The sequence below is a fragment of the Pseudomonas sp. S2_H01 genome (assembly GCF_054668305.1).
Genome location: NZ_CP162756.1, coordinates 4,117,428 through 4,143,408 on the forward strand (window position 1 = coordinate 4,117,428; position 25,981 = coordinate 4,143,408).

General features: G+C 59.8%; 23 protein-coding genes. 10 read left to right on the forward strand and 13 right to left on the reverse strand.

Translation table 11 applies throughout. The features are described from left to right. Nucleotides 1-192: 192 nt before the first annotated feature. On the reverse strand, nt 193-477 hold the full coding sequence (locus tag AB4N84_RS18460) for a hypothetical protein (protein WP_460042555.1): 285 nt from the start codon (nt 475-477) through the stop codon (nt 193-195). A 232-nt stretch (nt 478-709) separates the two neighbouring features. Between AB4N84_RS18460 and AB4N84_RS18465 the strand changes: the two genes are divergently transcribed. The 3 genes from AB4N84_RS18465 to fabF all read left to right on the forward strand — a co-directional run bounded on the left by AB4N84_RS18465 (nt 710) and on the right by fabF (nt 3,346). Continuing rightward, complete coding sequence (locus tag AB4N84_RS18465; protein ID WP_346832093.1) at nt 710-1,039, forward strand: ComEA family DNA-binding protein; 330 nt, start codon at nt 710-712, stop codon at nt 1,037-1,039. A gap of 183 nt (nt 1,040-1,222) precedes the next feature. Then, nucleotides 1,223-2,029 carry an SDR family NAD(P)-dependent oxidoreductase gene (locus AB4N84_RS18470; protein WP_460042556.1) on the forward strand — a complete coding sequence of 269 codons (807 nt, stop codon included), beginning with the start codon at nt 1,223-1,225 and terminating at the stop codon, nt 2,027-2,029. A gap of 42 nt (nt 2,030-2,071) precedes the next feature. Continuing rightward, nucleotides 2,072-3,346, forward strand: coding sequence for a beta-ketoacyl-ACP synthase II (gene fabF, locus AB4N84_RS18475; RefSeq protein ID WP_460042557.1), 1,275 nt, complete (start codon nt 2,072-2,074; stop codon nt 3,344-3,346). A gap of 50 nt (nt 3,347-3,396) precedes the next feature. On the opposite strand, the gene AB4N84_RS18480 is transcribed toward fabF, so the two are convergent. From AB4N84_RS18480 to dsbD, 4 genes are all read right to left on the reverse strand, one after another. Then, nucleotides 3,397-3,963, reverse strand: a complete 567-nt coding sequence (locus AB4N84_RS18480; RefSeq protein WP_074752898.1) for a TetR/AcrR family transcriptional regulator — start codon at nt 3,961-3,963, stop codon at nt 3,397-3,399. 125 nt (nt 3,964-4,088) lie between these two features. After that, nucleotides 4,089-4,871, reverse strand: a complete 783-nt coding sequence (gene dsbG, locus AB4N84_RS18485; RefSeq protein ID WP_074752897.1) for a thiol:disulfide interchange protein DsbG — start codon at nt 4,869-4,871, stop codon at nt 4,089-4,091. Next, the gene (locus AB4N84_RS18490; protein ID WP_460042558.1) at nt 4,868-5,707 is read right to left on the reverse strand and encodes a TlpA family protein disulfide reductase; all 840 of its coding nucleotides are present in this window, start codon (nt 5,705-5,707) and stop codon (nt 4,868-4,870) included. Before AB4N84_RS18490 ends, dsbG begins: the two co-directional genes overlap by 4 nt. Further along, on the reverse strand, nt 5,707-7,440 hold the full coding sequence (gene dsbD / locus AB4N84_RS18495; protein ID WP_074752895.1) for a protein-disulfide reductase DsbD: 1,734 nt from the start codon (nt 7,438-7,440) through the stop codon (nt 5,707-5,709). The genes AB4N84_RS18490 and dsbD overlap by 1 nt, the downstream gene beginning before the upstream one ends. Before the next feature lie 257 nt (nt 7,441-7,697). Between dsbD and AB4N84_RS18500 the strand changes: the two genes are divergently transcribed. Both AB4N84_RS18500 and AB4N84_RS18505 read left to right on the forward strand, forming a co-directional pair. Continuing rightward, nucleotides 7,698-8,381 carry a response regulator gene (locus tag AB4N84_RS18500; RefSeq protein ID WP_460042559.1) on the forward strand — a complete coding sequence of 228 codons (684 nt, stop codon included), beginning with the start codon at nt 7,698-7,700 and terminating at the stop codon, nt 8,379-8,381. Further along, nucleotides 8,378-9,706: an ATP-binding protein gene (locus tag AB4N84_RS18505; RefSeq protein WP_074752893.1), complete on the forward strand. Its 1,329-nt coding sequence runs from the start codon at nt 8,378-8,380 to the stop codon at nt 9,704-9,706. The genes AB4N84_RS18500 and AB4N84_RS18505 overlap by 4 nt, the downstream gene beginning before the upstream one ends. Nucleotides 9,707-9,809: 103 nt before the next feature. On the opposite strand, the gene AB4N84_RS18510 is transcribed toward AB4N84_RS18505, so the two are convergent. Together AB4N84_RS18510 and AB4N84_RS18515 are read right to left on the reverse strand one after the other, a co-directional pair. Next, the gene (locus tag AB4N84_RS18510) at nt 9,810-11,912 is read right to left on the reverse strand and encodes an acyltransferase family protein (RefSeq protein ID WP_460042560.1); all 2,103 of its coding nucleotides are present in this window, start codon (nt 11,910-11,912) and stop codon (nt 9,810-9,812) included. A gap of 158 nt (nt 11,913-12,070) precedes the next feature. Further along, nucleotides 12,071-12,403, reverse strand: a complete 333-nt coding sequence (locus tag AB4N84_RS18515) for a hypothetical protein (RefSeq protein WP_074752892.1) — start codon at nt 12,401-12,403, stop codon at nt 12,071-12,073. Nucleotides 12,404-12,927: 524 nt separating this feature from the next. Here AB4N84_RS18515 and AB4N84_RS18520 point away from each other — a divergent pair. Then, nucleotides 12,928-14,217, forward strand: a complete 1,290-nt coding sequence (locus tag AB4N84_RS18520) for a serine/threonine transporter (RefSeq protein ID WP_460042561.1) — start codon at nt 12,928-12,930, stop codon at nt 14,215-14,217. Between the two features lie 466 nt (nt 14,218-14,683). Here AB4N84_RS18520 and AB4N84_RS18525 read toward each other — a convergent pair whose 3' ends face one another. Next, the gene (locus tag AB4N84_RS18525; RefSeq protein WP_460042562.1) at nt 14,684-16,132 is read right to left on the reverse strand and encodes a flavin-containing monooxygenase; all 1,449 of its coding nucleotides are present in this window, start codon (nt 16,130-16,132) and stop codon (nt 14,684-14,686) included. Between the two features lie 218 nt (nt 16,133-16,350). Between AB4N84_RS18525 and AB4N84_RS18530 the strand changes: the two genes are divergently transcribed. Continuing rightward, nucleotides 16,351-17,313, forward strand: coding sequence for a sensor domain-containing diguanylate cyclase (locus AB4N84_RS18530; protein ID WP_074752889.1), 963 nt, complete (start codon nt 16,351-16,353; stop codon nt 17,311-17,313). 91 nt (nt 17,314-17,404) lie between these two features. Next, nucleotides 17,405-17,581 carry a hypothetical protein gene (locus AB4N84_RS18535; protein WP_167362059.1) on the forward strand — a complete coding sequence of 59 codons (177 nt, stop codon included), beginning with the start codon at nt 17,405-17,407 and terminating at the stop codon, nt 17,579-17,581. 102 nt (nt 17,582-17,683) lie between these two features. On the opposite strand, the gene AB4N84_RS18540 is transcribed toward AB4N84_RS18535, so the two are convergent. Beyond that, nucleotides 17,684-18,478 (reverse strand): SDR family NAD(P)-dependent oxidoreductase, encoded by a 795-nt coding sequence (locus tag AB4N84_RS18540; protein WP_074752888.1) that lies wholly within the window; start codon nt 18,476-18,478, stop codon nt 17,684-17,686. A gap of 281 nt (nt 18,479-18,759) precedes the next feature. After that, on the reverse strand, nt 18,760-19,176 hold the full coding sequence (locus AB4N84_RS18545) for a hypothetical protein (protein ID WP_460042563.1): 417 nt from the start codon (nt 19,174-19,176) through the stop codon (nt 18,760-18,762). Nucleotides 19,177-19,667: 491 nt separating this feature from the next. On the opposite strand from AB4N84_RS18545, the gene AB4N84_RS18550 reads away from it, so the two are divergent. Next, nucleotides 19,668-20,210 carry an N-acetyltransferase family protein gene (locus tag AB4N84_RS18550; protein WP_460042564.1) on the forward strand — a complete coding sequence of 181 codons (543 nt, stop codon included), beginning with the start codon at nt 19,668-19,670 and terminating at the stop codon, nt 20,208-20,210. 107 nt (nt 20,211-20,317) lie between these two features. Beyond that, entirely contained in the window at nt 20,318-21,100 is a 783-nt protein-coding gene (locus tag AB4N84_RS18555; protein ID WP_460042566.1) for a DeoR/GlpR family DNA-binding transcription regulator, read from the forward strand. Between the two features lie 11 nt (nt 21,101-21,111). On the opposite strand, the gene AB4N84_RS18560 is transcribed toward AB4N84_RS18555, so the two are convergent. The 3 genes from AB4N84_RS18560 to AB4N84_RS18570 all read right to left on the reverse strand — a co-directional run bounded on the left by AB4N84_RS18560 (nt 21,112) and on the right by AB4N84_RS18570 (nt 25,959). After that, nucleotides 21,112-22,605, reverse strand: coding sequence for a sensor domain-containing diguanylate cyclase (locus AB4N84_RS18560; RefSeq protein ID WP_460042567.1), 1,494 nt, complete (start codon nt 22,603-22,605; stop codon nt 21,112-21,114). Between the two features lie 366 nt (nt 22,606-22,971). Further along, on the reverse strand, nt 22,972-24,309 hold the full coding sequence (locus AB4N84_RS18565; protein ID WP_460042568.1) for an MFS transporter: 1,338 nt from the start codon (nt 24,307-24,309) through the stop codon (nt 22,972-22,974). 96 nt (nt 24,310-24,405) lie between these two features. Further along, nucleotides 24,406-25,959, reverse strand: a complete 1,554-nt coding sequence (locus AB4N84_RS18570) for a UxaA family hydrolase (RefSeq protein WP_460042569.1) — start codon at nt 25,957-25,959, stop codon at nt 24,406-24,408. Between the last annotated feature and the right edge of the window lie 22 nt (nt 25,960-25,981).

Genomic DNA, 25,981 nt, shown 5'->3' on the forward strand with positions numbered 1-25,981 from the left:
CCTCTCTGTGCCGTAGTGTATCCTACAATAGAGTCAGTCGTCTTTGCATTCTTGATGCTGTCTTATATTGCACAGAATTGGACGATGCCATTTCCTGTGGACAGAGCCTTGGGTTATCTCGGTGAAATTAGTTATTCTCTCTATGTCTGGCACCTTCCGATTATAGAACTTTTCATTAAGTATCCCAATGCGCTACCCTTCAGTCATTGGTATTTTAATTTTGCATTCTTTGTCTTTCCTATCGTTTTGATCCTCAGCTGTATTTCCTACCACATCATCGAGAAACCCTTCTTTGCTATGAGGCGCGTTTACATAAGAAGGGATGCAAACCTTTCTGACAAGCTGGAAACGAGTGGCTTTAAATAAACAGCCCATCCCGTTTAGTACTTGCTTAATTGGAAAGTTCATGAATTCAAATCTTGGAGTTTTTCTGATCAGTACTGTTATTTTGATATGAGCGGGATTTGTTGAAGCCATGCTTGTCTTTTGGAGATATCGGGATTGGAGTGAGAGCTTTAAGCCTCCGAAATCTTTGCTAACGCTCCCTTCACGCCCGTTCATTGGCCTAGACGCCCCGGTTCTACCGGGGCGAAGCGCACCAAACATTTCGTCACCTTTCCCGGCATTGACGCTCCCCGAGCATCGTCTAGGTTTGGGTGGCAGCTCAGGAAAAGCTGCTACCCACTCACGATGTCATGGAGCATTACTTATGCGTAGAACCTATCTTTCCTCTCTGCTCTTCGCCCTGCTCACCAGCACCTCGATAGCCGTCACGGCCGCACCCGCTGCGCCCGCGAACGCTGCTCAACCCGTTGTCGCATCGGCATCCGCCGAGGTGGGCGCCAAGGTCAATATCAATACGGCCGGTGCAGACACGTTGCAAAAAGAGTTGTCCGGTATTGGAGCAGGTAAAGCAGCGGCGATCGTCGCGTATCGCGATGAAAACGGGGCGTTTACCTCGGTGGATGAATTGATTGAGGTCAAGGGCATCGGTAAAGCCTTGCTGGACAAGAATCGCGAGAAGCTCGCCATCGATTGACCCGCCCATGGCACAGAAAGACCGATCAATGATCGGTCTTTTTTTTTGCCTGTCGTTTGGCGGCAGAAAAGCAGTCCGTGATTCGGGTGCTTGACAATAAAAATGACACCTACCATATAATCTGCAAAATTACGGGCGTAATATGTTCCGGTTGCTACTCTCAATGTCCACGGAGAAACGCTCATGAGCACCCCTAACACTCAAGGTACAGCCCTGATCACCGGCGCCTCGTCAGGCATCGGCGCCGCGTACGCTGATCGTTTGGCAGCGCGCGGTTTCGATCTGCTCCTGGTCGCACGCGATCAGGCGCGCCTGGAGGCACTTGCCGCCGAACTGCGCACGAAGACATCGGTAAAGGTCGAGGTGCTCAAGGCGGACCTGACTGACGCTTCGCACGTTTCCGCCCTCGAACAACGCTTGCGCACCGACGCGTCGATCACGCTGCTGCTGAACAATGCCGGCGTGGCCTCCAACAGCGCGTTGGCTGAGGCCGATATGGGCGAGGTCGATCGCCTGATACAACTGAACATCGTGGCGTTGACCCATTTGGCGTCTGCCGCCGCTGCCGGCTTTGTCGCCCGGGGTCGCGGCGCGATCGTAAATATCGCGTCGGTGGTGCCGATGATGCCGGAGCGTTTCAACGCGGTATACGCGGCGAGCAAGGCGTATGTGCTGAGCTTGACGCAATCGCTGAACGCGGAGATCGGTGAGAAGGGCGTTCAGGTGCAGGCCGTGATGCCTGGCGCGACGCGTACCGAGATCTGGGAGCGCGCGGGCATCGACCTCAATGCCTTTCCGCCTGAAATGGTGATGGACGTGAACGAAATGGTCGACGCTGCACTGGCCGGCTTCGATCAAAAGGAACTTGTGACCCTTCCATCGCTGTCCAACGCCGCAGACTGGGACGCGTTTGTGAATGCACGTCTGGCATTGGGTCCGAATCTGTCGTTGCAACACGCGGCAGCCCGCTACAAAACGCCAGGTGCTTGAGTCCGCACCTGTGAATGTCTTGAATGTTGAAAAGGTGAGCGCATGAGCGAACGTCGCATCGTAGTGACGGGGATGGGGCTGGTTACGCCTTTGGGTACCGGGGTCGAAGCGGTCTGGCGTCGGTTGCTCGAGGGCCGCTCCGGCATCGTACAGTTGCCTGACGACACCGTGGCCGATTTGCCGGGAAAGGTCGGCGGACCCGTGCCGATGTTGGCCGACGATCCCGAAGCGGGCTTCGATGCCGACGCTGCGGCGCCGCCCAAGGAACAGAAGAAGATGGACCGCTTTATCCTGTTCGCGCTTGGGGCTGCTCAGCAGGCCGTAGCGCAAGCGGGATGGGCACCGTCGACCGATGAAGAGCGCGAGCGCACGGCGACCATTATCGGCTCCGGCGTCGGCGGTTTCGTCTCGATTGCAGGCGCGGTACGTACGAGTGATACACGTGGTCCTCGTCGCTTGTCGCCATTTACCATCCCTTCGTTTCTGGTCAACCTGGCGGCAGGGCATGTCTCTATTCAGCACGGTTTCAAAGGTCCGCTTGGCGCACCCGTGACCGCCTGTGCAGCCGGTGTGCAGGCGATTGGCGATGCGGCGCGGATGATCCAGGCCGGTGAGGCCGATATTGCGATCGCGGGCGGTGCCGAAGCCTGTATCGACCGCGTGGCCTTGGGCGGTTTCGCTGCAGCCCGTGCGCTGTCCAGCGGCTTCAACGACACCCCGGAACGTGCCTCGCGCCCATTCGATCGTGATCGCGACGGTTTCGTGATGGGCGAAGGTGCAGGCATTGTCGTCATCGAAACGCTGGAACACGCGCTGGCCCGCGGTGCCAAGCCGATCGTCGAGCTGGTCGGGTACGGCACCAGTGCCGACGCTTATCACCTCACGGCCGGACCAGAGGACGGCAGCGGTGCGCGGCGCGCGATGCAGGCGGCGATTCGTCAGGCGGGTATCAAGGCATCGGACATTCAGCACCTCAATGCCCACGCCACGTCGACCCCGGTCGGCGACAAAGGTGAAATGGCGGCGATCAAGACGGTGTTCGGGGATCAGAACGGGGTGGCGGTGACGTCAACCAAATCGGCCACCGGGCATTTGTTGGGCGCGGCAGGCGGTATCGAAGCGATCTTCACCGCGTTGGCCATTCGTGACCAGATCGCACCCATGACGCTGAATCTGGACAACCCGGACGAAGCGGCCGCGGGCATCGACATCGTCCACGGCAAGGCCCGTCCGATGGAGATCGAGTACGCCTTGTCGAACGGTTTCGGATTCGGCGGCGTCAACGCGAGCGTGCTGTTCCGTCGCTACCCGGCGTGAACCTGTAAAGCAGAAAGCCCCTGTCGGTGACGGCAGGGGCTTTTTCTATTTCAGGCTTCGTTGATTTGCTGCTTGAGCTGTTCGCGCGTGGTTTGCAGGATCCGCTCGGCCAATGCCGGATCCTTCGCACTGCGAGCGAGCACGAGTGCACCGACCAGGCTCGACATCATCATCACGCTCTTGTCGCTGTTTTCTTTCCCGGCGGGCATGCCCGCTTCGAGCGTCTCGAGCATGCGACCGATCAGTTCGTCGGTGATTTCGCTCGGCTGACCGCGCTGGCCCAGTTCCGACGACATGGTCGGCAAGGGGCAGCCATGCTCAGGTTCGGTGCGATGCTGGGGCGACAGGTACATGTCGATGAATGCAGCAGCAGAGCCATCCCCGGACAGTTTCGCTGCCCGCGACTCATTCAACTGGTCTACCGCGCAACGCAGGGCCTTTTCGACCAGGTCATCCTTGGATTTGAAATGGGCATAGAAACCGCCATGGGTCAGGCCCAGTGCCTTCATCAGTGGCTGCAAACCGGTCGCGCCGATGCCGTCGCGACGAAAGCGTGACGCGGCTTCGTGAAGGATGCGCTGATGGGTTTGGGCTTTGTGATCTTCGGCGTAACGCATTGAGCGAGCCTCCTGACTATGGCTCTTGAAATGGTGATCGACATTTTTACACGTATGACATGTCGGTGCAGTATCCACTTTTCGGGCCAGGTTGCCATTGGTCAGAAGGTCACAGGTTCAGAGGCTTACTTGGGCCCCATCATTTTTGCCAGTACCTCAGGTCGCGGCGCGCCCTGTTGCTGCTGCACATTGCCGTTTTCATCTTTGTAGAAAATCGATGGCGTGGCTGAAAGGCCCATGTCTTCCATCAATTTCATGTTGGCATCGAGCTTGGCCTGAATGTCTTTCGGGATTTTATCCAGCGCCTTGAGCGTGCTGCTCTTGCCGGCCTGTTCATGTTTTTGCAGCGCGACTTCAGGGTTGGCATCGGACAGCAGGGCCGCGGCCTTGGCGGCGCTGTCTTCTCGGATGACCCCGACCATGATATGGCGCAACTGCACTTTGCCCGACTTGACCCATGGCCGTGCCTGTTCCCAGAACATGTTGCAGTAGGGGCAGTTGGCGTCGCTGAACAGGTAGATCACTTTGGGCGCGCTCTTGGCGCCGTCGGCGATCCAGGTGCTGGTCTCCATCTGACTCCACATCGCCTTGGTCATGGGCTCATACACCAGCTTTTGCAGCGGGGCTTCGCTCAGGTCTTCGCCTTTCTCGTCGAACAGGTTTCCGGCCAGTACATGTTTACCATCGGGCGTCAGGTACAGCGCCATGCCTTGTTTCTGATACTCGGCGGCATAACCCTTGAGGCCGCCCGGCGCGTCGAAACTCCCTTTGATGGTCGCGCCCTTGGCCTCCAGCGCCTTGATCGGATCCGGCAGTTCTTCGGCGTGCAGGAGCGTACTTTGCAACGCGAGCAGGCTGGCGGCGGCCAGAATGGAGAGATTCAAACGTCGAGTGAATTGCGCCTTCATAGAGGGCTCCTTGAGGAGGAAGCAGGTGTTGCCGTTTCGCCGAGGCTGTCCAGGGAACGCTTCAGGCTGGCGTTGGAAAGTTCGCCCAGATGGCTGCCGAGCAAGCGGCCGTCAGGACGGTAGAAAAGGGTGGTGGGCAACGCGGCGGAGCCCACCTGTTGTGCCAGTTCGCCATGGCCATCGAATAAAACGTTGTCCAGGTGCAGGCCTTGGCTCGCGAAAAAAGTCGCGACCTCGCGAGGGCTTTCGGCCTGATTGACGAAGAGAAACGTCACGTCAGGATTGGCCTGTTGCGCGGCTTGCAATACCGGCATTTCGCGCCGGCAGGGCGGGCACCACGTGGCCCAGAGGTTAATGACCAGGGGTTTGCCACGATAGTCGGTCAGGCGCACGGGCTCACCGGCGGCATTGTGCAAGGTCAGGTCCGAAAGGCGCGCGTCCTGATGTTCTGCGCTCAGGCCCAGATTGGCCAGCCACCAGAACAGCAGCCCACTCACGACGCCGAGGCCCATCGGGGTTCGCATTGCAGTTTGCTTCCAGCCTCGCAGCACGGCGCCGACCAGTACGGCAATCACGCCGGGCCAGACCCAAAAGCCGCCGTCGCGGATGTCGAGGACGCTCATCAGACTGCCTCGGTACTGCGGCCAGTAGGCGATCACGAAAGCGAGTCTGGCCACCACCAACCCAAGCAGAAAAAGGCCGAACAGCTCGCGTTCAGGATTGATGCCTTGTCGACGCCCGCTGATCCAGCCCACCGCCGTCGCCAGCCCCAAGGCGAGGAGCAGTAACAGGTGGTTCATCGCAAGGGTGAAGGGGCCGATCGAGAAGCTGAGCATCAGCCGCGCTCCCGAGTGGTCTGCCATTGCTCGACAAATTGCGTGTCGTCTACTTCGCCGGTGATGCGCCGATCCCGCCGTTCGCTGCCATCAGGACCCAACCACAGCATCGTGGGCGGTCCAGGCACCTGATAGCGTTGGAGCAGTGCTCGACTGGCGTCGTTATCAGCGGTCACGTCCAGGCGCAGCAAACGCACGCCGTTCAATGCCTGGATCACATCGCCTTTACCGAAGACGTTCTTCTCCATGATCTTGCAGGACACGCACCAGTCAGCGTAGTAGTCCACGAGCACCCACTGACCCTCGGCTTGGGCGGATGCGAGCTCGCGGTCCAGTACGGCGGGATCCTTGATTGTCAGAAAGGCATCGTGTCGTTCGCTGTCGACCTGCGAACGGGAGCCGCTGTAGACCTTCAGTGGCTGCCAGGGATCGTCGCCGCCACCGCCTGCGCCGATCAGCATCATGGCGCCCCAGATACCCACGACCAGGCCGAGAGGAGCGCAGACCTGTGCGGCGCGCTTGAGCGCTCGGGTCTGAACGATCGCGTTGTAGGCAACAATCAGCAACAGCGCGCCCAACAGCGCCAACCAGAAAGACTCAGCCAGCAACGGCCGGATCATGAACAGCGCGGTGCCCAGCAACAGGAAACCGAAGACGCCTTTGACCAGGTCCATCCACGCGCCCGGTTTGGGCAGGAAACGGTTGCCCACGGTGACGACCAGCAAGAGCGGCAAGCCGATGCCCAGCCCCAGCACAAAGAGTATGAGGCCGCCGTGCAGAGCGTTTCCGCTTTGTGCAATGTAGAGCAGCGTGCCCGCCAGAGGTGCCGTCATGCATGGGCCGACCATCAGCCCCGACAACGCGCCCAGCACACCCGCGCCGAGCAGGCTGCCGCCCTGACGCTGACGACCGGCGTTCTCCAGGCGATCACGCAGGAAACCAGGCAGTTGCAGTTCAAAGAAGCCGAACATCGGCAGCGAAAGAATGACGAACAGGCCGGCGAAGCTGCCCAGCAACCACGGCTGCTGAAGGGTCGATTGCAGATTGCCGCCCAGCAGTGCCGCGATCACGCCCAGGCTCGCGTAGATCATTGCCATGCTCAGCACGTACACGCCCGCCAAGGCGAACCCTCTGCGCGGTCCGGCGCCGCTCCCGACGACAACGCCCGCCAGGATCGGCAGCATCGGCAACGAGCATGGGGTGAACGCCAGCAGCAGCCCCAGGCCGAAAAAGATCAGCAGGCTCCAGCCCAGCGAACGTTCCTGCAGCGTACTCGCCAGCGCCTGGTCCTGCGCCTGGCCGTCGACGACCTTCACGCCGGCGTCGCCCAGATCGACCACCTGGCTTTGCGGCGGATAACACAAACCGGCGTCGGCGCATCCCTGCCAACCGACCTTGACCTGACCATGGGCCGAGGCCGGAATCACCAGTTCAAGACCTTGGCGATAGACCTGTTGCCGACCAAAGTACTCGTCGTTGTGGTCTTCGCCCGCCGGCAGCGCGGGTTGTTGATTGGCGCTCAGGCCCTCGAATTTCAGACGCTTCTGATAAAGGTAATAGCCGTCAGCGATTTGCCAGTACAAGCGGGTTTCGCCGGACTCCAGACGTTCCGAACTGAACATGAACGCCTGCCCGACCTGCAGGAATTCAGGCTTCTTGAACAAGTCCCCGCCAGGCAGCGCGTTCGCCAGCAACGGAAACAACAGCAGCATCAGTACCAACAACTTGCGCATGCGTACACTCGGCAGATCATGAATGAAACGAGGGTGACGGGCGGTGATTAAGGGCCGATTAACGGCGGGTTGGCCCCTTTGCAGATACCTGAGTCTGATCGTTCCCACGCTCCGCGTGGTAATGCCTCCACCGACGCTCCGTGTCGAACGACGTTAACGCGGAGCGTGGGAACGATCAGCAGCAGATATTTCCTGGCTGCTGCATAATCCGCCGTTAATCCCGCACTGTTTCAATCGCCTTTTTTCGAGGCCGCTTCATGCACGTATTGCTCTGTGAAGACGACGACCTGATTGCCAGCGGCATCGTGGCCGGGCTCGATGCCCAAGGCCTGACCGTGGACCGCGTGGCGACCGCCTCTGCGGCGCGGGCCATGCTTGCGGCGGCGCATTTCGACGTCATGGTTCTGGACCTCGGCTTGCCCGACGAAGACGGGCTCAAGCTGCTGCGTCAATTACGCCAGCAAGGCACCGACATTCCGGTGCTGATCCTCACGGCGCGCGACACCGTCACCGATCGGGTCGACGGCCTGCAGGCCGGGGCCGATGATTACCTGCTCAAACCCTTCGACCTGCGCGAGCTCAGTGCCCGTCTGCACACGCTGGTCCGGCGCATGGCCGGGCGCAGCGTCAACGTGATCGAGCATGGCGCCTTGACCTACGACCCGAGCAGTCGTGAAACCCGTCTCGCCGGTCAGCCCGTTGACCTGTCGCGGCGCGAGCAGGCATTGCTTCAGGCGTTGCTCAACAACCACGGCCGGGTGCTGTCCAGCGAACAACTCAAAGACTGCGTCTACGGTTTTGGCGACGAGGTCGAAAGCAACGCGCTCAATGTTCATATTCACCACCTGCGACGCAAGCTGGGCGGCGGCATCATCGAAACCGTTCGCGGCCTGGGTTATCGATTAGGCCCGGCCGGTGAAGCCCCGGAGCACCACGGATGATGAGCTTGAGAACGCGCCTGAGCCTGATCCTCGGCTCGGCGTTCATCGTGATCTGGGTGCTGGCCGCCGCGTGGATGCTGCGTGACTTGCGCACACAGATGATGGAATCGCTGGATCAACGGCTCGAGGCCTCGGCACGTATGGTCGCCGGGCTGCTGGAACAGATTCAGATGCCCGCCGATGCCGAGGGCCGGTCGCTGCGAGCGGGGGAGTTGGGGATTCCCAACGGCATGGCCTGTCAGCTCAGCTCGTTGCGCGGGCAAGTACTGGCCAGGACCGACAGCTCGCCCGCCGAACCACTGAAAGCGGATTCCAGTGGTTTCCACGACCAGATGATCAACAACGAGCACTGGCGCGTGTACACCATGATGCACGGCAACGTGCGGGTGAGCACCGCGGACCGACAGATCGAGCGCGATGTGTTGGGCCACTCGGTGTTACTGGCCGCCTCGTTGCCGGTGCTGGTGGCGCTGTTTGGCAGTCTGATTCTGGTCTGGTTCGGCATCGGTCGCGGTCTCGCGCCGCTCAATCGAATGCGCGACGCCTTGAACCGCCACAGCGCGGACTCGGTCGAGCCGCTGGACGTGCCCAACCTGCCGAGCGAGTTGCAGCCGCTGCTCAAGAGCCAGAACCAGCTGTTCCAGCGCATCGCCCAGACACTGGAGCGCGAGCGCCGGCTGACCGGTGATGCGGCGCACGAGTTGCGCAGCCCGTTGACGGCGATCAAGACCCACCTGCAAGTGGCGCGCATGACCGAGGGTGAAAAGCGCGACAAGGCGCTGGCACACGCCGAGGAGGGCGCCGATCGCATGCACCGCACGCTTGAGCAGCTTCTGTTGCTGGCGCGGGTGGAGGGCAGTCTGTCGTTCGACGATGGCGTGCAGTGCGACGCCGAGCAGGTCGCGCGGCTGGCCATTCACGATGCCAACCACGGCGATGATGAGCGTATCGAACTGATCCTGCCGACGCAGTTATCCACAGCGCCCGTGGAAATGCCGGCGGCGTTGGCGGTCGCGGCCTTGCGCAATTTGCTGGACAACGCACTGCGCCATACGCAGCCCGGCGCGCGGGTGGAGTTGAGCCTGGAAACGTTCGACGGCCAGGCGCATTTCCGGGTGCGCGATTACGGCCCCGGCATTCCCGAACCCGATCTGGACAAGCTGACCCAGCGCTTCTGGCGCAATGGCAAAAGCCCCGGCGCAGGGCTCGGATTGGCGATCGTTCAGGCCATCGTCCAGCGTTGCGCGTGTTCGTTGAAGTTTGACAGCCGCAGCGACGGGTTGCGGGTTGAGTTGAGCGTGCCGCTGCGCAGATGGGTGGCCTGAGCAGCGCACTTTCCCGTTTCTCAGAGCAGCTTGCTGCATTGGGCCCTCATTTTTACCGCACCGCTACCACGAGCCTGGTAGCGGAGCGGCATTCGCACTGATTTCACTTTAGCGGGTTTCCAAACGTCTTCAGATAGAGCTCTGCGAACCTATAAGACGCGAAGTCAGTGATATGCCCCACATCTCGATACACTGGCACGCCTTCCATTTCGGTGACGCATTGACCCTGTTCGCACTGAACGTCCTTGGGGTCGATGAATATCAAAGAAGGAAAGTCGTGCTTGAGCGCACTGAACAGCGTTTCGAACCAGTCCGCATCTTTGGGGCTTTCACCTGTGGTGGCACAGTTGGCCGACGCTTCTGTGCTACCGAAGCCATCTCGCATTTTGAGGTGTTGCGACAGGCATTCGTTGACCGCAGTGGGCATCGCCTGGACGGCCTTGATAATGACAGGCGTAGCACCGGATTCGATGATCAGCTTCAGGGCGTTGCGCATCGACGCTTCAAGCCTGGCCCTGGACAGTTCGGTCGTGCGCTCATCGGAAAGGCTGTGGACGACGCTGTCGCCGGTGTAGTTGCCCCAGATCTGGCCGAGCACCACGTACTTGTATCGATTTGACCTAATCAGGTTGTAGAAATCCACCGCCCGGTCGTGGCACTTGGTGTAAAGCACGTCTTTGAACTTCCACCAGCTGTACAGATAGACATCCGGTAGGGAAAGGCATGCCGACGTACTTAAAGCCGTGACTGACACACCTGCGTCTTTACCCAGAACGTCCATGAATCCCATGTATTGATTGGAAAATGAGTCGCCGATCATGAGCGCCCGGGATGGGGAAGGGACATCTCCAATCACACACCGCGGATCGGACTCATCCGTCACGCCGTCAATGCAGTACCTTCTGTTTTTGAGTTCGTGAGCCGCCAGCGTTTTTTGGCTGGCGGCGAATTCCGAGCCAAAACGTTGCGCAAACCCGCCATGGGCATCGGCGAGTTTGTAAGCGACTGAAAACGCTACCGCCGGAAAGATGATCAGCAGCACCAGCGTGGGAAGAAACCTCAGCCTTACTCGACGAAGTCGTTTCTCGACCCAGGCATAGGAGGTCACCGCCAGAACGATTGACCCAGCGTAATAGACGCCTTCTGAATAGTGGGCGGCTGTCAGCCCCAGGTACGCCGTAACCGCCAGCACTGGCCAATGCCAGAGGTACAGCGAGTAAGAGACCTTGCCCAGCGAACGCGGCAGCACGCTTGCGGTAACCCTGCTGTGAATACCGTTCGCGCCGACTTCCTTGAGCAGCAAAGCTGCCGTGGCGACGCTCACGAGCAGTGCATGGTAGTCAGGAAAGCCGCGAAGAATGCCCGTTCGGGTACTGCAATAAAAGATGACGAACAGGGCTGCCAGTCCGATCACACTTGCCGAATGCTTACCGAGCTTGATTCTGTCCCCATTCAATACCACCACACAGGCACCGATCAGCAACTCGAACACCCGGGATGCGAAATAGTAATAACTGTTATCCGGTTGATGGATAGAAAGTGTGAGTGCCACCGCAGCGGCGATCGCGGTGGCCACAGGAGCGATGATTTTCAGTGTGGATGCGGACACTTTTTTGTACAGAAGCATAAGGCAGGCAGGTAGCAGGAAGTACCACTGCCATTCGATGGCTAACGACCAAGTGTGCAGCAGCAATAAGGAAGAAGTGTCATCGGCTGCATAGGCGGTCGTGGTCCTTTCGAAGTATTGATTAGAAAGAAACATCGTCGCGTATTTGGCGCTTTTTAGGTAGTCGACGAAATCAACTGGCAGGTAAACCAGCGCGGCAACTCCCAGCGTGGCGACATACACCGCAATCATTGCCGGTTGCAGGCGCCAGGCGCGCCTTGCATAGAACTGCGCAATGTTGAAAGCGCCCGTAGACAGGTCTTTAAGCACAATGGAAGTGATCAGAAACCCTGAAATCACAAAAAATACGTCAACGCCGATGAATCCGGAAGAGAAGACCGAGTTTCCCCCATGAAACAGGAGAACCAGCAACACGGCGATCGCACGCAGGCCGTCGATATCGGCGCGATAATTTTGAGCCGGACCACGGGTAACGTTTGTTGGCTGGATTGCATCGACAGTCTTGTGGAGATGGCGCAGATCTGTCTGGCCTTTGTACATTGCGGGCGCGAATGCGACCGTTTCGTTTTTGATTTTCAATCCTGCTGCGTCCCTGTGTTTACGCACTTCGCCGATTTCCCTCGCTCGAATGGGAAGCGAGTTGGAGTGGCCGCTCTATAGTGAGTCGCGAAGTTGTACGAATGGTGTAGTTGTCATTGTCCGCCAGCAACGTCTGGCGGAATGGGAGGGGACCACTGTCACCCTCGCGCGCTGGCAATCCAGCCTGGTGTGCGGGCTTTTTGAAGTAACTCTGCCAACGTGTGCGGGTGTTCTGTTTCGTCAGGTATGGGATGACTGAGCGACGGCCCGGAAACTTCGTCAATATCATCAAGCGTTAAAGACGTATCGCCATCTTCAATCGCAAGCCTTAGTGCATGAGCTTCGGAGTGCGCGGCATACACATCTTCGACTCCAACCCAGAAAGCACGAAGCGGCTTGCGCTTCAAACGGCCGACTATCCAGCCTGTAATAAACCTCAATGCAGACAGCCCCTTGGCTCTACGGGGCATCGGAGCAAAAAATACGATCATTGATAGCTCATTTATCAAGTTAGCGGAATTGGCAGGCCGAGAGCTCTGACGGCTCTCTGACGGTTCCTCTGGTGGGCGCATTTTGCCACCATCAGAGAAAGGCACATAGATAAAATTACGCCTGGCATAAAAGCGGCGCTTAGCCCGGTGCCGGATCACTCACTACCTGTACATGCCAGCTGAACGGTGGGAACGAATTCATTCAGGATGCGTAGCGTCAGACGATACATCTGCGGCGCCTGACCTGGTTTTCGCGAATGAATTCGCTCCCACAGGTGTTGCGTCCGTCATGAGCTCGGTCAGGGTGTCCGGCTGGGTATGATGGCTGCGTAATCTTGTCGCAGTTCCCCGTGCGAAACCTCCGAAACGACGACCATCCCTCCGACAACCCTTTGATTCTGTTCCCTAATCCCGGACAATCGCGCCCCTTTCCCTGTAGAGAACCGGTCAGGGGCGCTGACTGCCGAGCTTTTCGATGCGCTTTTGACCTTGTAGCTATCACCGGCAACGGAGAAATCGACCGGATGAATGATCAGGCCAACAGCGTCGAACAACGCATCGATGCCGCGCCCGCGAGCGTGACGACGGAATTGACCGCGTGGAACCGCCACGACACCACCTGGATGCTCGGGTTGTTTGGCACCGCCATCGGTGCTGGCACTTTGTTTCTGCCGATCAACGCAGGCATCGGGGGTTTCTGGCCGCTGCTGATCCTGGCTCTGCTCGCATTCCCCATGACGTTTTACGCGCACCGCGGGCTGACCCGTTTCGTGCTGTCCGGGCGCGCGGGTGCCGACATCACTGAAGTCGTCGAGCAGCATTTCGGCAAGAAAGCCGGCGCGCTGATCACGTTGCTGTATTTCTTCGCCGTGTTTCCGATTCTGCTGATCTACAGCGTGGCGCTGACCAACACTGTCACCAGTTTCCTCGAGCATCAACTTCACATTCAGCCGCCGCCACGCGCAGTGCTGGCGTTCGTGCTGATCCTGGGCCTGCTGGCTGTGGTGCGGTGCGGCGAGCGACTCATCGTCAAGGCCATGAGCCTGATGGTCTATCCGTTCATCGTGGCGCTGCTGTTCCTGGCGGTGTTCCTGATCCCGCACTGGACCGGTGGCATTCTTTCCACCGCCGCCAGCGTGCCCGCGCCTTCGGCCTTTTTGCACACGTTGTGGCTGGCGATTCCGGTGATGGTGTTCTCCTTCAACCACTCGCCGATCATTTCCGCGTTCGCGGTCGATCAAAAGCGTCAGTACGGCGAGCAGGCAGAGCAGCGGAGCTCGCAGATCCTTGCACGTGCCCATGGCCTGATGGTCGTCATGGTGCTGTTCTTCGTCTTCAGTTGTGTGCTGACTCTGTCGCCTGAGCAACTGGCCGAGGCCAAGTCGCAGAACCTGTCGATCCTGTCGTACCTGGCCAACCACTTCAGCAACCCGACCATTGCGTTTGCCGCGCCGTTGATCGCGTTCGTGGCGATTACCAAATCGTTCCTGGGCCACTACATCGGTGCCAGCGAAGGGTTGAAAGGCCTGGTGGTGAAGAGCGGGCGTCGTCCTTCGCCACGCACGCTGGATCGCCTGACGGCAGCGTTCATGCTGGTGGTGTGCTGGCTGGTGGCAACGCTCAACCCGAGCATCCTCGGCATGATCGAAACCCTCGGTGGCCCGGTCATCGCCGCGCTGCTGTTTCTGATGCCGATGTACGCCGTGCGCAAGGTGCCGGCCATGCGTCAGTACGCCGGCAAGCTGTCCAACGTGTTCGTGGTGGTGGTCGGCCTGGTGTCGATCTCGGCGCTGGTTTATTCGTTGCTGCCGTAACGGTGGGGGAGCGGCTTGGTGCTGGATCAGCTGCATTCTCAGACCTCAGACCTGTAGGAGCCGGCTTGCTGGCGAATGCGGTGGATCAACTACATTGATGCTGAATGACACACCGCATTCGTCCGAGTTGCGGCCCATACCCCCGTAACCTCGGACGTCTCCTACAGGGATCGGGTTGATGCGCAAACTTGTGCTCAGACCTCAGACCTGTAGGAGCCGGCTTGCTGGCGAATGCGGTGGATCAGCTACATTGATGCTGAATGACGCACCGCATTCGCTGCCCTCGTAACCTCGGACGTCTCCTACAGGGATCGGGTTGATGCGCAAACTTGTGCTCAGACCTCAGACCTGTAGGAGCCGGCTTGCTGGCGAATGCGGTGGATCAGCTACATTGATGCTGAATGACACACCGCATTCGCTGCCCTCGTAACCTCGGACGTCTCCTACAGGTAACGAGTTGAATCCTTCACTCTCGCAAGAGGTGATCGTCGCGTTTCATCTTTCGGGCGAGCCAATAAAAGCTGCAACTGAACCCCGGAAACATCGCCACCACTTTGCCGCTGCTGTTCTGGTACCAGCTGCGGCACCCTCCCCAGGACCAGACGGTCTTGGTCATCTCGCGGTGCACCTTTGCCGTGTACGCGGCTTCGGCTTCCTCCCGTACCTCGACGCTGCGCATGCCTTGATCGTTGACGGCGTTGATGCAGGCCATCACGTAGCGCATCTGTGCTTCAAGCATGAACAGCGCCGACGTGTGACCGCTGCCGGTGTTAGGTCCTGCGAGCACGAACAGGTTGGGGAAGCCCGGCACGCTCGTGCCCAGATAAGCGCGGGGGAACGGCTGCCAGGCATCGTTTAACCAGCGGCCGTTTCGACCGATGACGGTATACGGAATGGCGTCGTCGGTGGCATTGAAACCCGTGGCCCAGACGATCAAGTCCACCTCAAGAGGCTGGCCATCCGACGTCACGATTCCGGACGCGTCGAGACGGTCGATGCCTTCGGTGTGCAGGGTCACATTGTCCCGGCACAGCGTGGGGTATAACTCGCTGGACAGCACCACGCGTTTGCAGCCCAAGGTGAAGTCTGGGGTCAATCGGCGGCGCAGTTCGGGGTCTTTGACCTGTCGCTCAAGGTGACGGCGGGCCATCCGCTCAAACACGGCGATCCCTGCTCTTGAATACTTTAAACCGATGAAGCGGCTCTCCAGTTTCAAGTAGATCAGGCTGCGTAACAGTCGGTAGAACAGCGGCCATTTGAGCAGCCTGCGCTCGAAAGGCTTGAAGCGGTGATCAGGCCTGGGCAGCACCCAGTGAGCGGTCCGTTGAAACACGTGCAAGTGCGATACCTGAGGTGCGATCGCGGGAATGATCTGCGCTGCACTCGCGCCGTTCCCTACAATCGCCACCCGTTTCCCTCGGTAGTCGAAATCGTGGTCCCAGCGGTTGCTGTGGAAGCTTTTACCCTCGAACAGATGCATCCCCTCGAACGAGGGGAGTTGCGGCTGGCTCAAGGGGCCGGATGCGTTGATCACGAACTGCCCCTGAAAGACGCCTTTGCTGGTTTGAACGGTCCACTGACGCGAGGCGTCATCCCAGGACATCGACTGGACATCGGCGCCAAGTTCGATCTTTTCCTCCAGCCCGAAGCGGTCGACGACGTGCCGGGTATAGCGACGCAGCTCGTCCTGCCCGGCGTACATTTGCGTCCACGGAAATGGCGCTGACGACAGCGAATAGAGCGGCGAGGGGACATCCACGGCTGCACCGGGGTATGTGTTCTGGCACCAGGTGCCGCCGAAGAAATCGCGGCGTTCCAGCAGGCGGAAATCAGTGATCCCGGCCTTGAGCAGGTTGATCGCTGCGCATTGGCCGCCAAACCCGCTGCCAATGATGAGCACCCTAAATGTCTGCACGGGCCGCCTCTTCTTGTTGTTACGCCTGTTCATCGTGTTAGCAGCGTAGCTTGCGACCCTTCCAGAGGTGGACGGGTCTTGCTTGCTGTGCGAGCCAAACCCCGGCCCGCGCCACCGACCGTCTGGAAGTAGGATCCGCCACTAGGTCCCTGCTTGCGCGGCATGAATGGTGGCAACATGATGTCGCCACCTTCTTGTTCTCTGGAAACCGGTCGACCATGAGTGACGAATCTCTGCCTTCAGGCACTGACAGCGATGTCTATAAAACCCTGCTTGAATCGACAAAGGCGATCCCGTGGCGGATCGACTGGCAGAGCATGACGTTCAGCTACATCGGTCCGCAGATCGAGCAATTGCTGGGCTGGGAGCAGGGCAGTTGGGTCGGCGTCGATGACTGGGTCGAGCGCATGCACCCGGACGACCGTGATTACGTGGTCAACTTTTGCGTGTCGCAATCCAGGGCCGGTGTCGATCACGAGGCCGATTACCGCGCGTTGACCAAGGACGGCGAATACGTCTGGATCCGCGACGTGGTGCACGTGGTGCGCAAGAACGGCGAGGTCGAGGCGTTGGTCGGCTTCATGTTCGACATCAGCGAGCGCAAGAAAACCGAAGAGCATCTGGTGCGCCTGCAGAAACAACTGGAGGCGTTTTCCTATCAGGACGGCCTGACGGGCATTGCCAACCGACGCATGTTCGATACCGTGCTCGAACGGGAGTGGACCAGCGCTCAGGAAACCGGTCAGTCGATGTCGCTGATCATGATGGATATCGACTACTTCAAGCAGTACAACGACCATTACGGCCACATCAAGGGCGATGAGGCGCTGCGCACGGTGGCCAAGACGTTGTCGCAGGCCGCTAACAACCCGCGTGATTTCATCGCCCGTATCGGTGGCGAAGAGTTCGTCTGGTTGCTTCCCGAGACCACGCAGGAGCAGGCGCGCAGGGTGGCGGAGAAATGCATGCAGCTGGTTCGTCAGCAGCAGATTCCCCACGAAAAATCAGAAGTGTCTGCGCTGCTGACGCTCAGCCTGGGCGTCGGCACGATGGTGCCCTCGGCCGGTGAAAACGCTGTTTCCTTCATCGAGAAGGTCGACGGCCTGCTGTACCACGTCAAACGCAACGGACGCATGCGCGCGGAGTACGCTGAGTTCCAGGGCAGCCTCGCCGCTTTATGACCAGCGGGTCGTGAATCGACGAGTGGTTCACGAAGCTGGTCTATAGTCTCTCAGCGTTCTTACGCGCATCTTTGGACAGGGAGGCTCAAACATGGCTGACAAATCCGTTGTATTGGCGAGCGCGGAGATCTTCGACTCGTCCGTGTCATTCAAACCCACTGACTTTCCCCGTATCGGGAGGGCCAGAGCGGAGTCAGACAATTTCGAGCTGAGCGAACTGAAACCCTGGTTCACGTTGGTGGACGACGAGGAAGAAGAGGAGGAATAGACACCTTGATACCGCCGAGAAAGACCAGGGGTGTCACTGATGTGCGCCTCTGGTCTCCCGCGTCACAGGCAATTCCCTTCCTTCCAACCCCGCCCTGATGAATCACGCGATGGTGTCGACCACGCCGCCGTCCACGCGCAGCGCCGCGCCGGTGGTCGCCGACGCCTGTTTCGACGACACGTAGACCACCATGTTCGCCACTTCGTCGATGGTGGCCGCGCGCTGAATGATCGAGCTGGGGCGGTGCTCCATGACAAACGCCGCGCCTGCTTCTTCCAGCGACTTGCCGGTTTTCTCGACTTCTTTCTGGAGCATGTCTGCCACACCTTCGGACAGGGTCGGACCGGGCAACACGGCGTTCACCGTGACCCCAGTGCCGGCCATGCGTTTGGCCAGGCCGCGCGAGATCGACAGGTTGGAAGTCTTGGTGAAACCGTAATGGATCATGTCGGCCGGGATGTTCAGGGCCGACTCGGACGAGATGAAGACAATCCGGCCCCAGCCGCGCTTGGCCATGTCGTCCGCATAGGCGCGGGACAGCCGCACACCCGACATGACGTTGACGTCGAAGAAGCGCTGCCAAACGTCATCCGGCGTTTCGAAGAAGTCCTGCGGGCCGTAGATCCCGACGTTGTTGATCAGGATGTCGACCTGCGGCACCGCCTTTACCAACGCTTCACAGCCAGCAGCGGTGCCGACGTCAGTCGCCACGCCCCGCAGTGTCGCGCCCGGCACATCCTGCTTCAGCCGAGCCACCGCCGCGTCGACCGCCTCCTGCTTACGCCCATTGACGATCACCTCGGCCCCCGCTTCCGCCAGGCCTTTGGCAATCGCATACCCGATGCCCAGCGTTGAACCCGTTACCAGAACAGTCTTGCCGGTCAAATCGATGTTCATGTCGGATGTCTCCGTGAAGGTCATAAAGAAAGATGGAGTGCTGGAAGAGGTGTGGGTTCCGCGTCTGCCACAGGTCTGCGGATCAACACAAACCCTGTAGGAGCAATCGGAGGTTACGACGGTCGCGAATGCGGTGTGTCGGCCGATATTGAGGCAACTGACCCAACGCGTGGTAACGCCGCCCATGACGCTCTGCGTCATTCGATTTCGACGCGGAGCGTCGGCGGATGCATTCCCACGCGGAGCGTGCGGAACGATCAAAATACTTTGAACAATCGAGCCTAGGTTCCCTCTCGACTCAGCAGCAAAAACTTCCCGCCCTCCATACGCGATTCCGCCTGGCTGCGTGCGACACATGTCGTTCCGCCACCTAGTTCGATATCGGATCGCAGGACTGCAAACGATCTGACAGGGCTTTCACCCTGATAAAAAGCCAACGTCCAAACGGCGTCGTTGCCGGAGGGTTCCGCTTGTCTGGCAACGCCGTCTTGGCGAAATGCATTCTCCATTGAGTACGGTTGCGCAGCACAAACGGCATCCCATTCCTCGTTGACATATCCCTCAAAGTCGCAAGGGCAGTGGGCGGTGTCTTTGAAGACCAGTTGGCCTGCTTCAGGAGAACGCATTACAGTGCCAAGGGTGATGCCGATGACCAGGCAAACTGCGCTCGCTGTCAGGGTTTTGAAGCTCATAGACATCGCTGGCAATTCCTCTCACGAAATAACGAAGGGTTGGTTTCCTCTCGCGAACCCTTCACAAAAAACGGCGAAAGCGCCGTCGCCCACCGAGGCTGTAAGCAACGATCTTCAGGGCTTTGCGCGCGCGGTGCGCGCGTTGATAGGTGGGTTCGTCATTGCGTTGGTCTTAGAGATCGAAAGGTCTAAAGAAAGCTGGAGTGCTGGAATCCGTGTGGGTTCAGGCGAGTATAGGCTGGATAAGGCCGAACACGTTTTGACTGGTTCCACGCTCCGCGTGGTGACACCGTTCATGATGCCTTGCGTCATCGCGTTTCGACGCGGAGCGTCGGCAGATGCATTCCCACGCGGAGCGTGCGGAACGATCAGGCAGCGACTACAACCTTCGATACGAAGCGACACCTCTACCCTGTTCGCCAGTAAGCCCCGCTCTTAAACTGCCGGACTACGGCCGGATTCAACATCGGAACTTCCATCTTCAAGGACGCACTGCAATGGGTGATCGGAAAACACTCGACGTCACGTTTCGCAAAGCCACGACATCAGATGCGCTGTGCATCGCCGTCTTGGGCATGCAGGTCTTTCTCGACACCTACGCCACCGACGGTATTCGTGATGCCTTGGCGCGTGAGGTGCTGGAATCGTTTTCTGCCCCTGCCATCTCAGGGCTGATCGCCCGTGCCGACACCACGTTCCTCGTCGCCGAGGTCAACGGTCATCTGGTCGGCTTTGCCCACCTCACCACCCACACCTCTCATCCCATGATCGGTGACCCTCGAGCGGCCGAATTGAAGCGGCTGTATGTTCAGGAGCGGTTCACGGGCTTCGGCATTGGCTGGCAACTGTTGCATCGCGGCGAAACGCAAGCCGCGTCCCTAGGGGCCTCCATGCTGTGGGCGACCGTTTGGGTGGGGAACGAGCGCGCGTTGCAGTTCTATCCTCGGCAGGGTTATGTCCACATCGGATCGCCGATGTATGAGTTTCAGGGCGAGGCCCATGAGAACCATCTGTATCGCAAGGTGCTTCTGAACGGCTGACGGCGGTCTCGCCCTGATTATCCCGTCAGCCCGTTTGACTTTTACGCCGACGAAAACGCATGATCCTGCTCGTTTATGATCGGTTCAGCATGTTGTCGAGGTCTGTTATGTCTGCCAATCCCGAAGCTTTTCCTGGCGAGCGTCAGCGTCTGATCACTGAGCGCCTGGCCGTGAATGGTCGGGTGATTGCGGCCGATCTGGCGGCTGAGTTCAATGTGTCCGAGCATTCGATTCGCCGTGACCTTGGCGCGCTCGCCGCAGCCGGGTTGTGCAAGCGGGTGTATGGCGGGGCGATTTCGCTGGCGTCGGACGGCCCGCTGACTGCGCGCATCGAGCAGGAACCTAACCGCAAAGGCACATTGGGCGTGGCAGCGGCGGGGCTGATCAGCGCCGGGCAGCATGTGTTCATCGACGGCGGCTCGACCAATCTGGCGATTGTGCGAGCCATCGATCCGCAGATAGCGCTGACCGTGACCACCAATTCACCGCTGCTGGCGGTGGAGTTGATGAAGTTGCCGTTGGTGGAGGTAATTCTGCTGGGTGGGCGCCTCAGCCCGATCGCGGGCAGCACGTACGGCTTCACGACGATTCAGCAGCTGACCCACTTTAACTTCGACCTCTGCTTCCTGGGCGCGTGCGCGCTGGACGCCGTCAAGGGCGTGACGGCGTTCGACATGGACGTGGCCGAGTTCAAGCGCGCGGTGGTGGCGCGCAGCGGGCAGGTGGTGGTGGCGGTGATCAACGAGAAGCTGTCGAGCATCGCCCACTATCAGGTTGCGCCGTGCGAGGAAGTCGGTGCCTTGGTGGTCGAGCACGATGCGCCGGTGGACAGACTGGAGCTGTTTCGCGGCAAGGTTGCGCAGATCGTCAGGGCGCAGCCCGGTCCCTGACGGGCGCTCTGTCAGATCGTCGTCGTGCCTTGCCAGATTTCGGTCCGGTTGCGCCCTTCATGCTTGGCGACGTACATCGCCGCGTCCGCGCGTTCCACGAAGGTTTCCATGGTGGGGCATTCCTGCGCCTGACAGCCGTAGACGCCCAGGCTGATGCTGACGATGCCGCTTGGATTGCCCTGGTGTTCAATGGCGCGTGTCAGCACCGCCTGGCGAATTTTTTCCGCAAGCAGAAACGCACCTGGCGCTTCACTGTACGGCAGGAACACAGCCATCTCCTCACCGCCGTAGCGCACGGCCAGATCGCCCGTCCGGTTGAGGTTGCCGCGGATGCACTCGGCCACGGCGACGATGCATTTGTCGCCCGCGACGTGCCCGTAGTTGTCGTTGTAGCTCTTGAAGAAATCGATATCGATCATGATCAGGCTCAACGGGTGCAGGTTGGGCTGGCCGTTGGAGAACTCCAGCCCAAGGATTTCATGGAAGTGACGCCGATTTGCAAGCCCGGTGAGGCTGTCTTGCAGGGCCAGTTTTTCAAGTGAGTGACTGGCGATTCTGAGTTGAGATTCGGCGTTCAGGCCGTAACGAATCTGCTGAAACAGCAACACACCGAATAACAGGTTGGCCACCACTACGCACACGATGATCGCCAGCGAGCGCCACGCATACTGGCGCCATTCGTCAAGCACTTCGTGTTCGGACAGCCCGGCCAGCACCACCAGCGGGTAACGGTCCAGACGTTTATAGCCGTACAGCCGGATTTCGTGGTCGAGGATCGACTCCACCGTCGCCGTGCCTTCGTAGTGTTCCTTGAGGTATTTGCGAAACAGTTCACCGTCGGCGATGGAGGCGCCGCGCACGTTTTCCATCGTCGGGCGACGCGCCAGGACGGTGCCGTCGGCCATCGTCAAGGTAATCACCCCCCGCTTGCCGATGTCGAAGCGGTCGAAGAAGCGATCGAAATACGCCAGCTCGATGGTTGCCAGTACCACGCCAGCGAAATGACCTTCGGAATCGTTCACCCGTCGCGAGATCGGGATGATCCAGTCGTTGGTGGTGCGGCTGCGAATGGCCTTGCCGATGTGCGGCAGGTTGCTGTCGATAGCTTTGTGAAACTGGAAATACTCGCGGTCGGCGTTATTGGCATTGGGCGGCGCGTGGCTCAGCGAAGTGGCGGCCCAGTTGCCGTCCCTGTCGTAGATGAACAAGCCCTGAATTTGCTCGACGCCGGCGGCGGTAGCGCGCAGGTAGTCGTGCATGCGCGAACTGGTGGCGGCGCCAAAGCCGTCGTAGGACAGACGCTCGACGATTCCGGCCACCGGAATATCCGCCTGATCGAACGTGTCGTCGGCTTGCTGCGCCATCGAACGTGAAAGGTTGGCCACCGTGGTGTCAGCGATCTCCAGCTCATGGCTGCGCGTCTCCCGCAACTGCCACAGCGTGATGCTGGTGATGGAAAGGCACACCAGCACGGTAAAGAATCCCGCCAGCCACAGCACAGGCATGCGCTTCAGGCGCCTGTTCCTGGCGTCGAAGTCCGTTCCTTCTACTTGTCTCAATCCCCGCCCTCACTGACGCCCACGATTTCAGACCCACCGTGTGACGAACGCTCCCTCATTCGTGACACACGGTATCGCAACAGCGACCGTCTGACACAGAGAGTAGGACAAGTCGGGGATTTGAAGGGAAAAGTAATCTGTGGAGGGTGAGGCGATGGCCGAAGCCACTGGGACGGGTGTGTGGAGAACAACTGTGGGAGCGAATTCACTCGCGAAGAATCCTATCGGCGACGCACCTGCCTTGACTCGCCGACCGCTTCGCGAATGACTTCGCTCCCACCCGCCATTCAACGTTGAGAACGGGGTGGCGTCTTAAACCTGCCGCCCTGACACTTCATCCCCCTTCGGCTGCCAGTTTTTCTGCCCGGCGTGGCCGGTGTGCACCGGAATCGGCGCCTTGAGCAGGACGAAATACGCCACGGCCGAGAGCAGTGCGACGATGGCGCTCACGGCAAACGCGGTTGCGAAGGTGCCCGTGTACTGCACGCTGAACCCCGTCACGATGGGTGCCACGGAACCGGCAATGTAGCCGCCGAAGTTCTGAATCGAACCCAGTGACGCCACGCGCTTGGTGTCGACCACGGTGTTGACCACCATCCACGCCGTGGCGCTGGACAGGTTGATACCGAACAGCGCCAGGCAGAGCAGGGCGATGCAGCCGCTCAGGCTGGTGACGAAGGTCAGTGGCAGGGTGAACACGGCCGCAAACACCAGGCCGCCAATCACCGTGTATTTACGGCTGTTGAGCACGCCGACCCCGCGTTTCACCAGACGGTCGCAGATGCGGCCGGCGGCGATGGTGCCGATGGCGCCGAACACGTAGGCGAACGACACCACCCAGGCCGTCGAGTAGGGATCAAGACCATGCTCGCGCTGGAAGTAACCCGGCAACCAAGTCAGGTGCAGCCAGAGCATGTAAATCACGCCCATGAAGCCGAGGAACGTGCCCCAGGTGCTGCGATGTTTGAACAGGTCGAGCCAGCCCGCGAAGAACGACCCTTGGGGCGCCACATCGACCACCACGGGTTCGCGTGCCGCAGTGACCGGTTTTTCGCCGCGCGCTTCCAGCTCCTTGAGGTATTGCGCACGGCTCTTGTAGAACATCAGCCAGCACAGCGCCAGGACGATGCCGAGCACGCCGGTGATGATGAACATACCGCGCCAGCTGAAGTTGACCATGAACAGCGTCAGGATCGGTGGCGCCAGGCACGGTCCGATGCAGGTAGCCGACCAGACGATCCCCGTCGGCGTGCCGCGCTCGTGTTCTTCGAACCATTCATTGAGGGTTTTCGCCGCCGACGGAAACATCGGCGCCTCGCCAATCCCCAGCAACACCCGCAGCGCGAAGAAGCCGCTGAAGCTGTTGATGAAACCCGATGCCGTCTGCGCCACCGACCACACCAACAGCGCGCCGCCCAGGGCAATCTTGCTGCCCAGCTTGTCGATGATCATGCCCATCGGCAGCTGCGCGAACGCATACGCCAGTGAAAACGCCGACAACAGAATGCCCATCTCGGAAGGGCTGATCAGCATGTCTTTCTGAATGGTGGTGTTGGCGATGGAGAGGGCGCTGCGGTCGAGATAATTGACGATCCCGAACAGCATCAGAAAGACGATCGTGATCGTCTGGTAGGTCTTGAGGCTTTTCATAGGCACCTTTTTTATTGTTGTTAAGGTTGCTGGCGGCTGCCCCGGATCACGAGACTGCCGCGGATTTTTAAGCTGTGTCGCCCGGGTTTACGTGAATCAGGTGATCGCGCCGATTTGCCACGGCACGAACTCGTTTTGCCCGTAGCCGTGTTGCTCGCTTTTGCTGCGTGCGCCGGAAGCAATGTCCAGCATCATCTGGAAGATGTACGCGCCGCGTTCTTCAATCGTGGTGCTGCCATCGGCAATTCCGCCGCAGTTGACGTCCATGTCTTCCTGCTGGAATTCGAACACACGGTTATTGGTCGCCAGCTTGATCGACGGCGTCGGCGCGCAGCCATACGCCGAGCCACGCCCGGTCGTGAAGGCAATGAGATTGGCGCCGCCTGCGACCTGGCCTGTGGCGGAGACCGGGTCGTACCCCGGCGTGTCCATGAACACCAGACCTTGCGCGCGCACCGCTTCGGCGTACTCGTACACGCCCATCAGGTTGGTCGAACCGGCCTTGGCCACGGCGCCGAGCGACTTTTCCAGAATGGTCGTCAGGCCGCCTGCCTTGTTGCCCGCGGACGGGTTGTTGTTCAGTTCAGCGTTCATCCGCTTGCAGTAGTCTTCCCACCAGTGAATCCGCTGAACGAGCTTTTCACCCACCGCGCGGCTCACTGCCCGACGTGTCAGCAAGTGCTCGGCGCCATAGATTTCCGGCGTTTCCGACAGAATCGCGGTGCCGCCCGCGGCGACCAGCCGATCCACTGCGTTGCCCAGTGCCGGGTTGGCGGTGATGCCCGAATAACCGTCCGAGCCGCCACATTGCAGGCCGACGATCAGGTGCCGGGCGCTGACCGTTTCACGCTTGATCTGATTGGCCTGGGGCAGCAGCGACTTCACCTGCTCAATGCCGCTGGCGATGGTTTTCGACGTCCCGCCCGTGCCCTGGATGGTGAACGCGCGCAACTGATCTGAGGCCTTGAGCCCCTGACTGTCGAGCAAATCCTGAATCTGATTGGTTTCGCAGCCCAGCCCGACCACCAGCACCGCAGCAAAATTGGGGTGCATGGCATAACCCGCGAGGGTGCGACGCAGCAGATCGATGGCTTCGCCCTTGGAGTCGATGGCGCAGCCTGAGCCGTGGGTCAGTGCGACAACGCCGTCGATGTTGGGGTAATCGGCAAGGGCTTCAGGATGAATGTCGCGACGAAACCGGTCGGCAATCGCCCGGGCCACCGTGGCCGAGCAGTTCACCGACGTGAGGATACCGATGTAGTTGCGCGTGGCGACCCGACCGTCGGCGCGCACGATGCCCTGAAAGAACGCCTCGGTTTTCGGCGTCTCGTGGGCGTCCACACCAAAGGCGTAATCGCGGGAGAAATCCGACATCTCGACGTTCTGCACATGCACGTGCTGACCGGCCTCGATGGGTTGCGACGCAAAACCAATGATCTGCCCGTAGCGGCGCAGCGCCTGGCCCTGTTCGACGCGGACCGTCGCCACCTTGTGCCCGGAGGGAATGTCCTGCAACACGGTGATGCCTTCTTCTTCGAGGCGCGTGCCTTCGCTCAGCGCTTGCCGGGCGACCAGTACGTTGTCGAGGGGATTAAGGCGGATGACCAGCGCACTGCTGTCGAACGCTGGCGTTTTGGCGATGAGTTCCATGCGGCCTCTCGGGACGGTTGCC

Excerpts from the sequence above, each read along its gene's own strand:
- AB4N84_RS18460 (WP_460042555.1), bottom strand. The coding sequence starts at position 477 with ATGGCTTCAACAAATCCCGCTCATATCAAAATAACAGTACTGATCAGA.
- AB4N84_RS18465 (WP_346832093.1), top strand. The coding sequence starts at position 710 with ATGCGTAGAACCTATCTTTCCTCTCTGCTCTTCGCCCTGCTCACCAGC.
- AB4N84_RS18470 (WP_460042556.1), top strand. The coding sequence starts at position 1,223 with ATGAGCACCCCTAACACTCAAGGTACAGCCCTGATCACCGGCGCCTCG.
- fabF (WP_460042557.1), top strand. The coding sequence starts at position 2,072 with ATGAGCGAACGTCGCATCGTAGTGACGGGGATGGGGCTGGTTACGCCT.
- AB4N84_RS18480 (WP_074752898.1), bottom strand. The coding sequence starts at position 3,963 with ATGCGTTACGCCGAAGATCACAAAGCCCAAACCCATCAGCGCATCCTT.
- dsbG (WP_074752897.1), bottom strand. The coding sequence starts at position 4,871 with ATGAAGGCGCAATTCACTCGACGTTTGAATCTCTCCATTCTGGCCGCC.
- AB4N84_RS18490 (WP_460042558.1), bottom strand. The coding sequence starts at position 5,707 with ATGCTCAGCTTCTCGATCGGCCCCTTCACCCTTGCGATGAACCACCTG.
- dsbD (WP_074752895.1), bottom strand. The coding sequence starts at position 7,440 with ATGCGCAAGTTGTTGGTACTGATGCTGCTGTTGTTTCCGTTGCTGGCG.
- AB4N84_RS18500 (WP_460042559.1), top strand. The coding sequence starts at position 7,698 with ATGCACGTATTGCTCTGTGAAGACGACGACCTGATTGCCAGCGGCATC.
- AB4N84_RS18505 (WP_074752893.1), top strand. The coding sequence starts at position 8,378 with ATGATGAGCTTGAGAACGCGCCTGAGCCTGATCCTCGGCTCGGCGTTC.
- AB4N84_RS18515 (WP_074752892.1), bottom strand. The coding sequence starts at position 12,403 with ATGATCGTATTTTTTGCTCCGATGCCCCGTAGAGCCAAGGGGCTGTCT.
- AB4N84_RS18520 (WP_460042561.1), top strand. The coding sequence starts at position 12,928 with ATGAATGATCAGGCCAACAGCGTCGAACAACGCATCGATGCCGCGCCC.
- AB4N84_RS18530 (WP_074752889.1), top strand. The coding sequence starts at position 16,351 with ATGAGTGACGAATCTCTGCCTTCAGGCACTGACAGCGATGTCTATAAA.
- AB4N84_RS18535 (WP_167362059.1), top strand. The coding sequence starts at position 17,405 with ATGGCTGACAAATCCGTTGTATTGGCGAGCGCGGAGATCTTCGACTCG.
- AB4N84_RS18540 (WP_074752888.1), bottom strand. The coding sequence starts at position 18,478 with ATGAACATCGATTTGACCGGCAAGACTGTTCTGGTAACGGGTTCAACG.
- AB4N84_RS18545 (WP_460042563.1), bottom strand. The coding sequence starts at position 19,176 with ATGTCTATGAGCTTCAAAACCCTGACAGCGAGCGCAGTTTGCCTGGTC.
- AB4N84_RS18550 (WP_460042564.1), top strand. The coding sequence starts at position 19,668 with ATGGGTGATCGGAAAACACTCGACGTCACGTTTCGCAAAGCCACGACA.
- AB4N84_RS18555 (WP_460042566.1), top strand. The coding sequence starts at position 20,318 with ATGTCTGCCAATCCCGAAGCTTTTCCTGGCGAGCGTCAGCGTCTGATC.
- AB4N84_RS18560 (WP_460042567.1), bottom strand. The coding sequence starts at position 22,605 with ATGCCTGTGCTGTGGCTGGCGGGATTCTTTACCGTGCTGGTGTGCCTT.
- AB4N84_RS18565 (WP_460042568.1), bottom strand. The coding sequence starts at position 24,309 with ATGAAAAGCCTCAAGACCTACCAGACGATCACGATCGTCTTTCTGATG.
- AB4N84_RS18570 (WP_460042569.1), bottom strand. The coding sequence starts at position 25,959 with ATGGAACTCATCGCCAAAACGCCAGCGTTCGACAGCAGTGCGCTGGTC.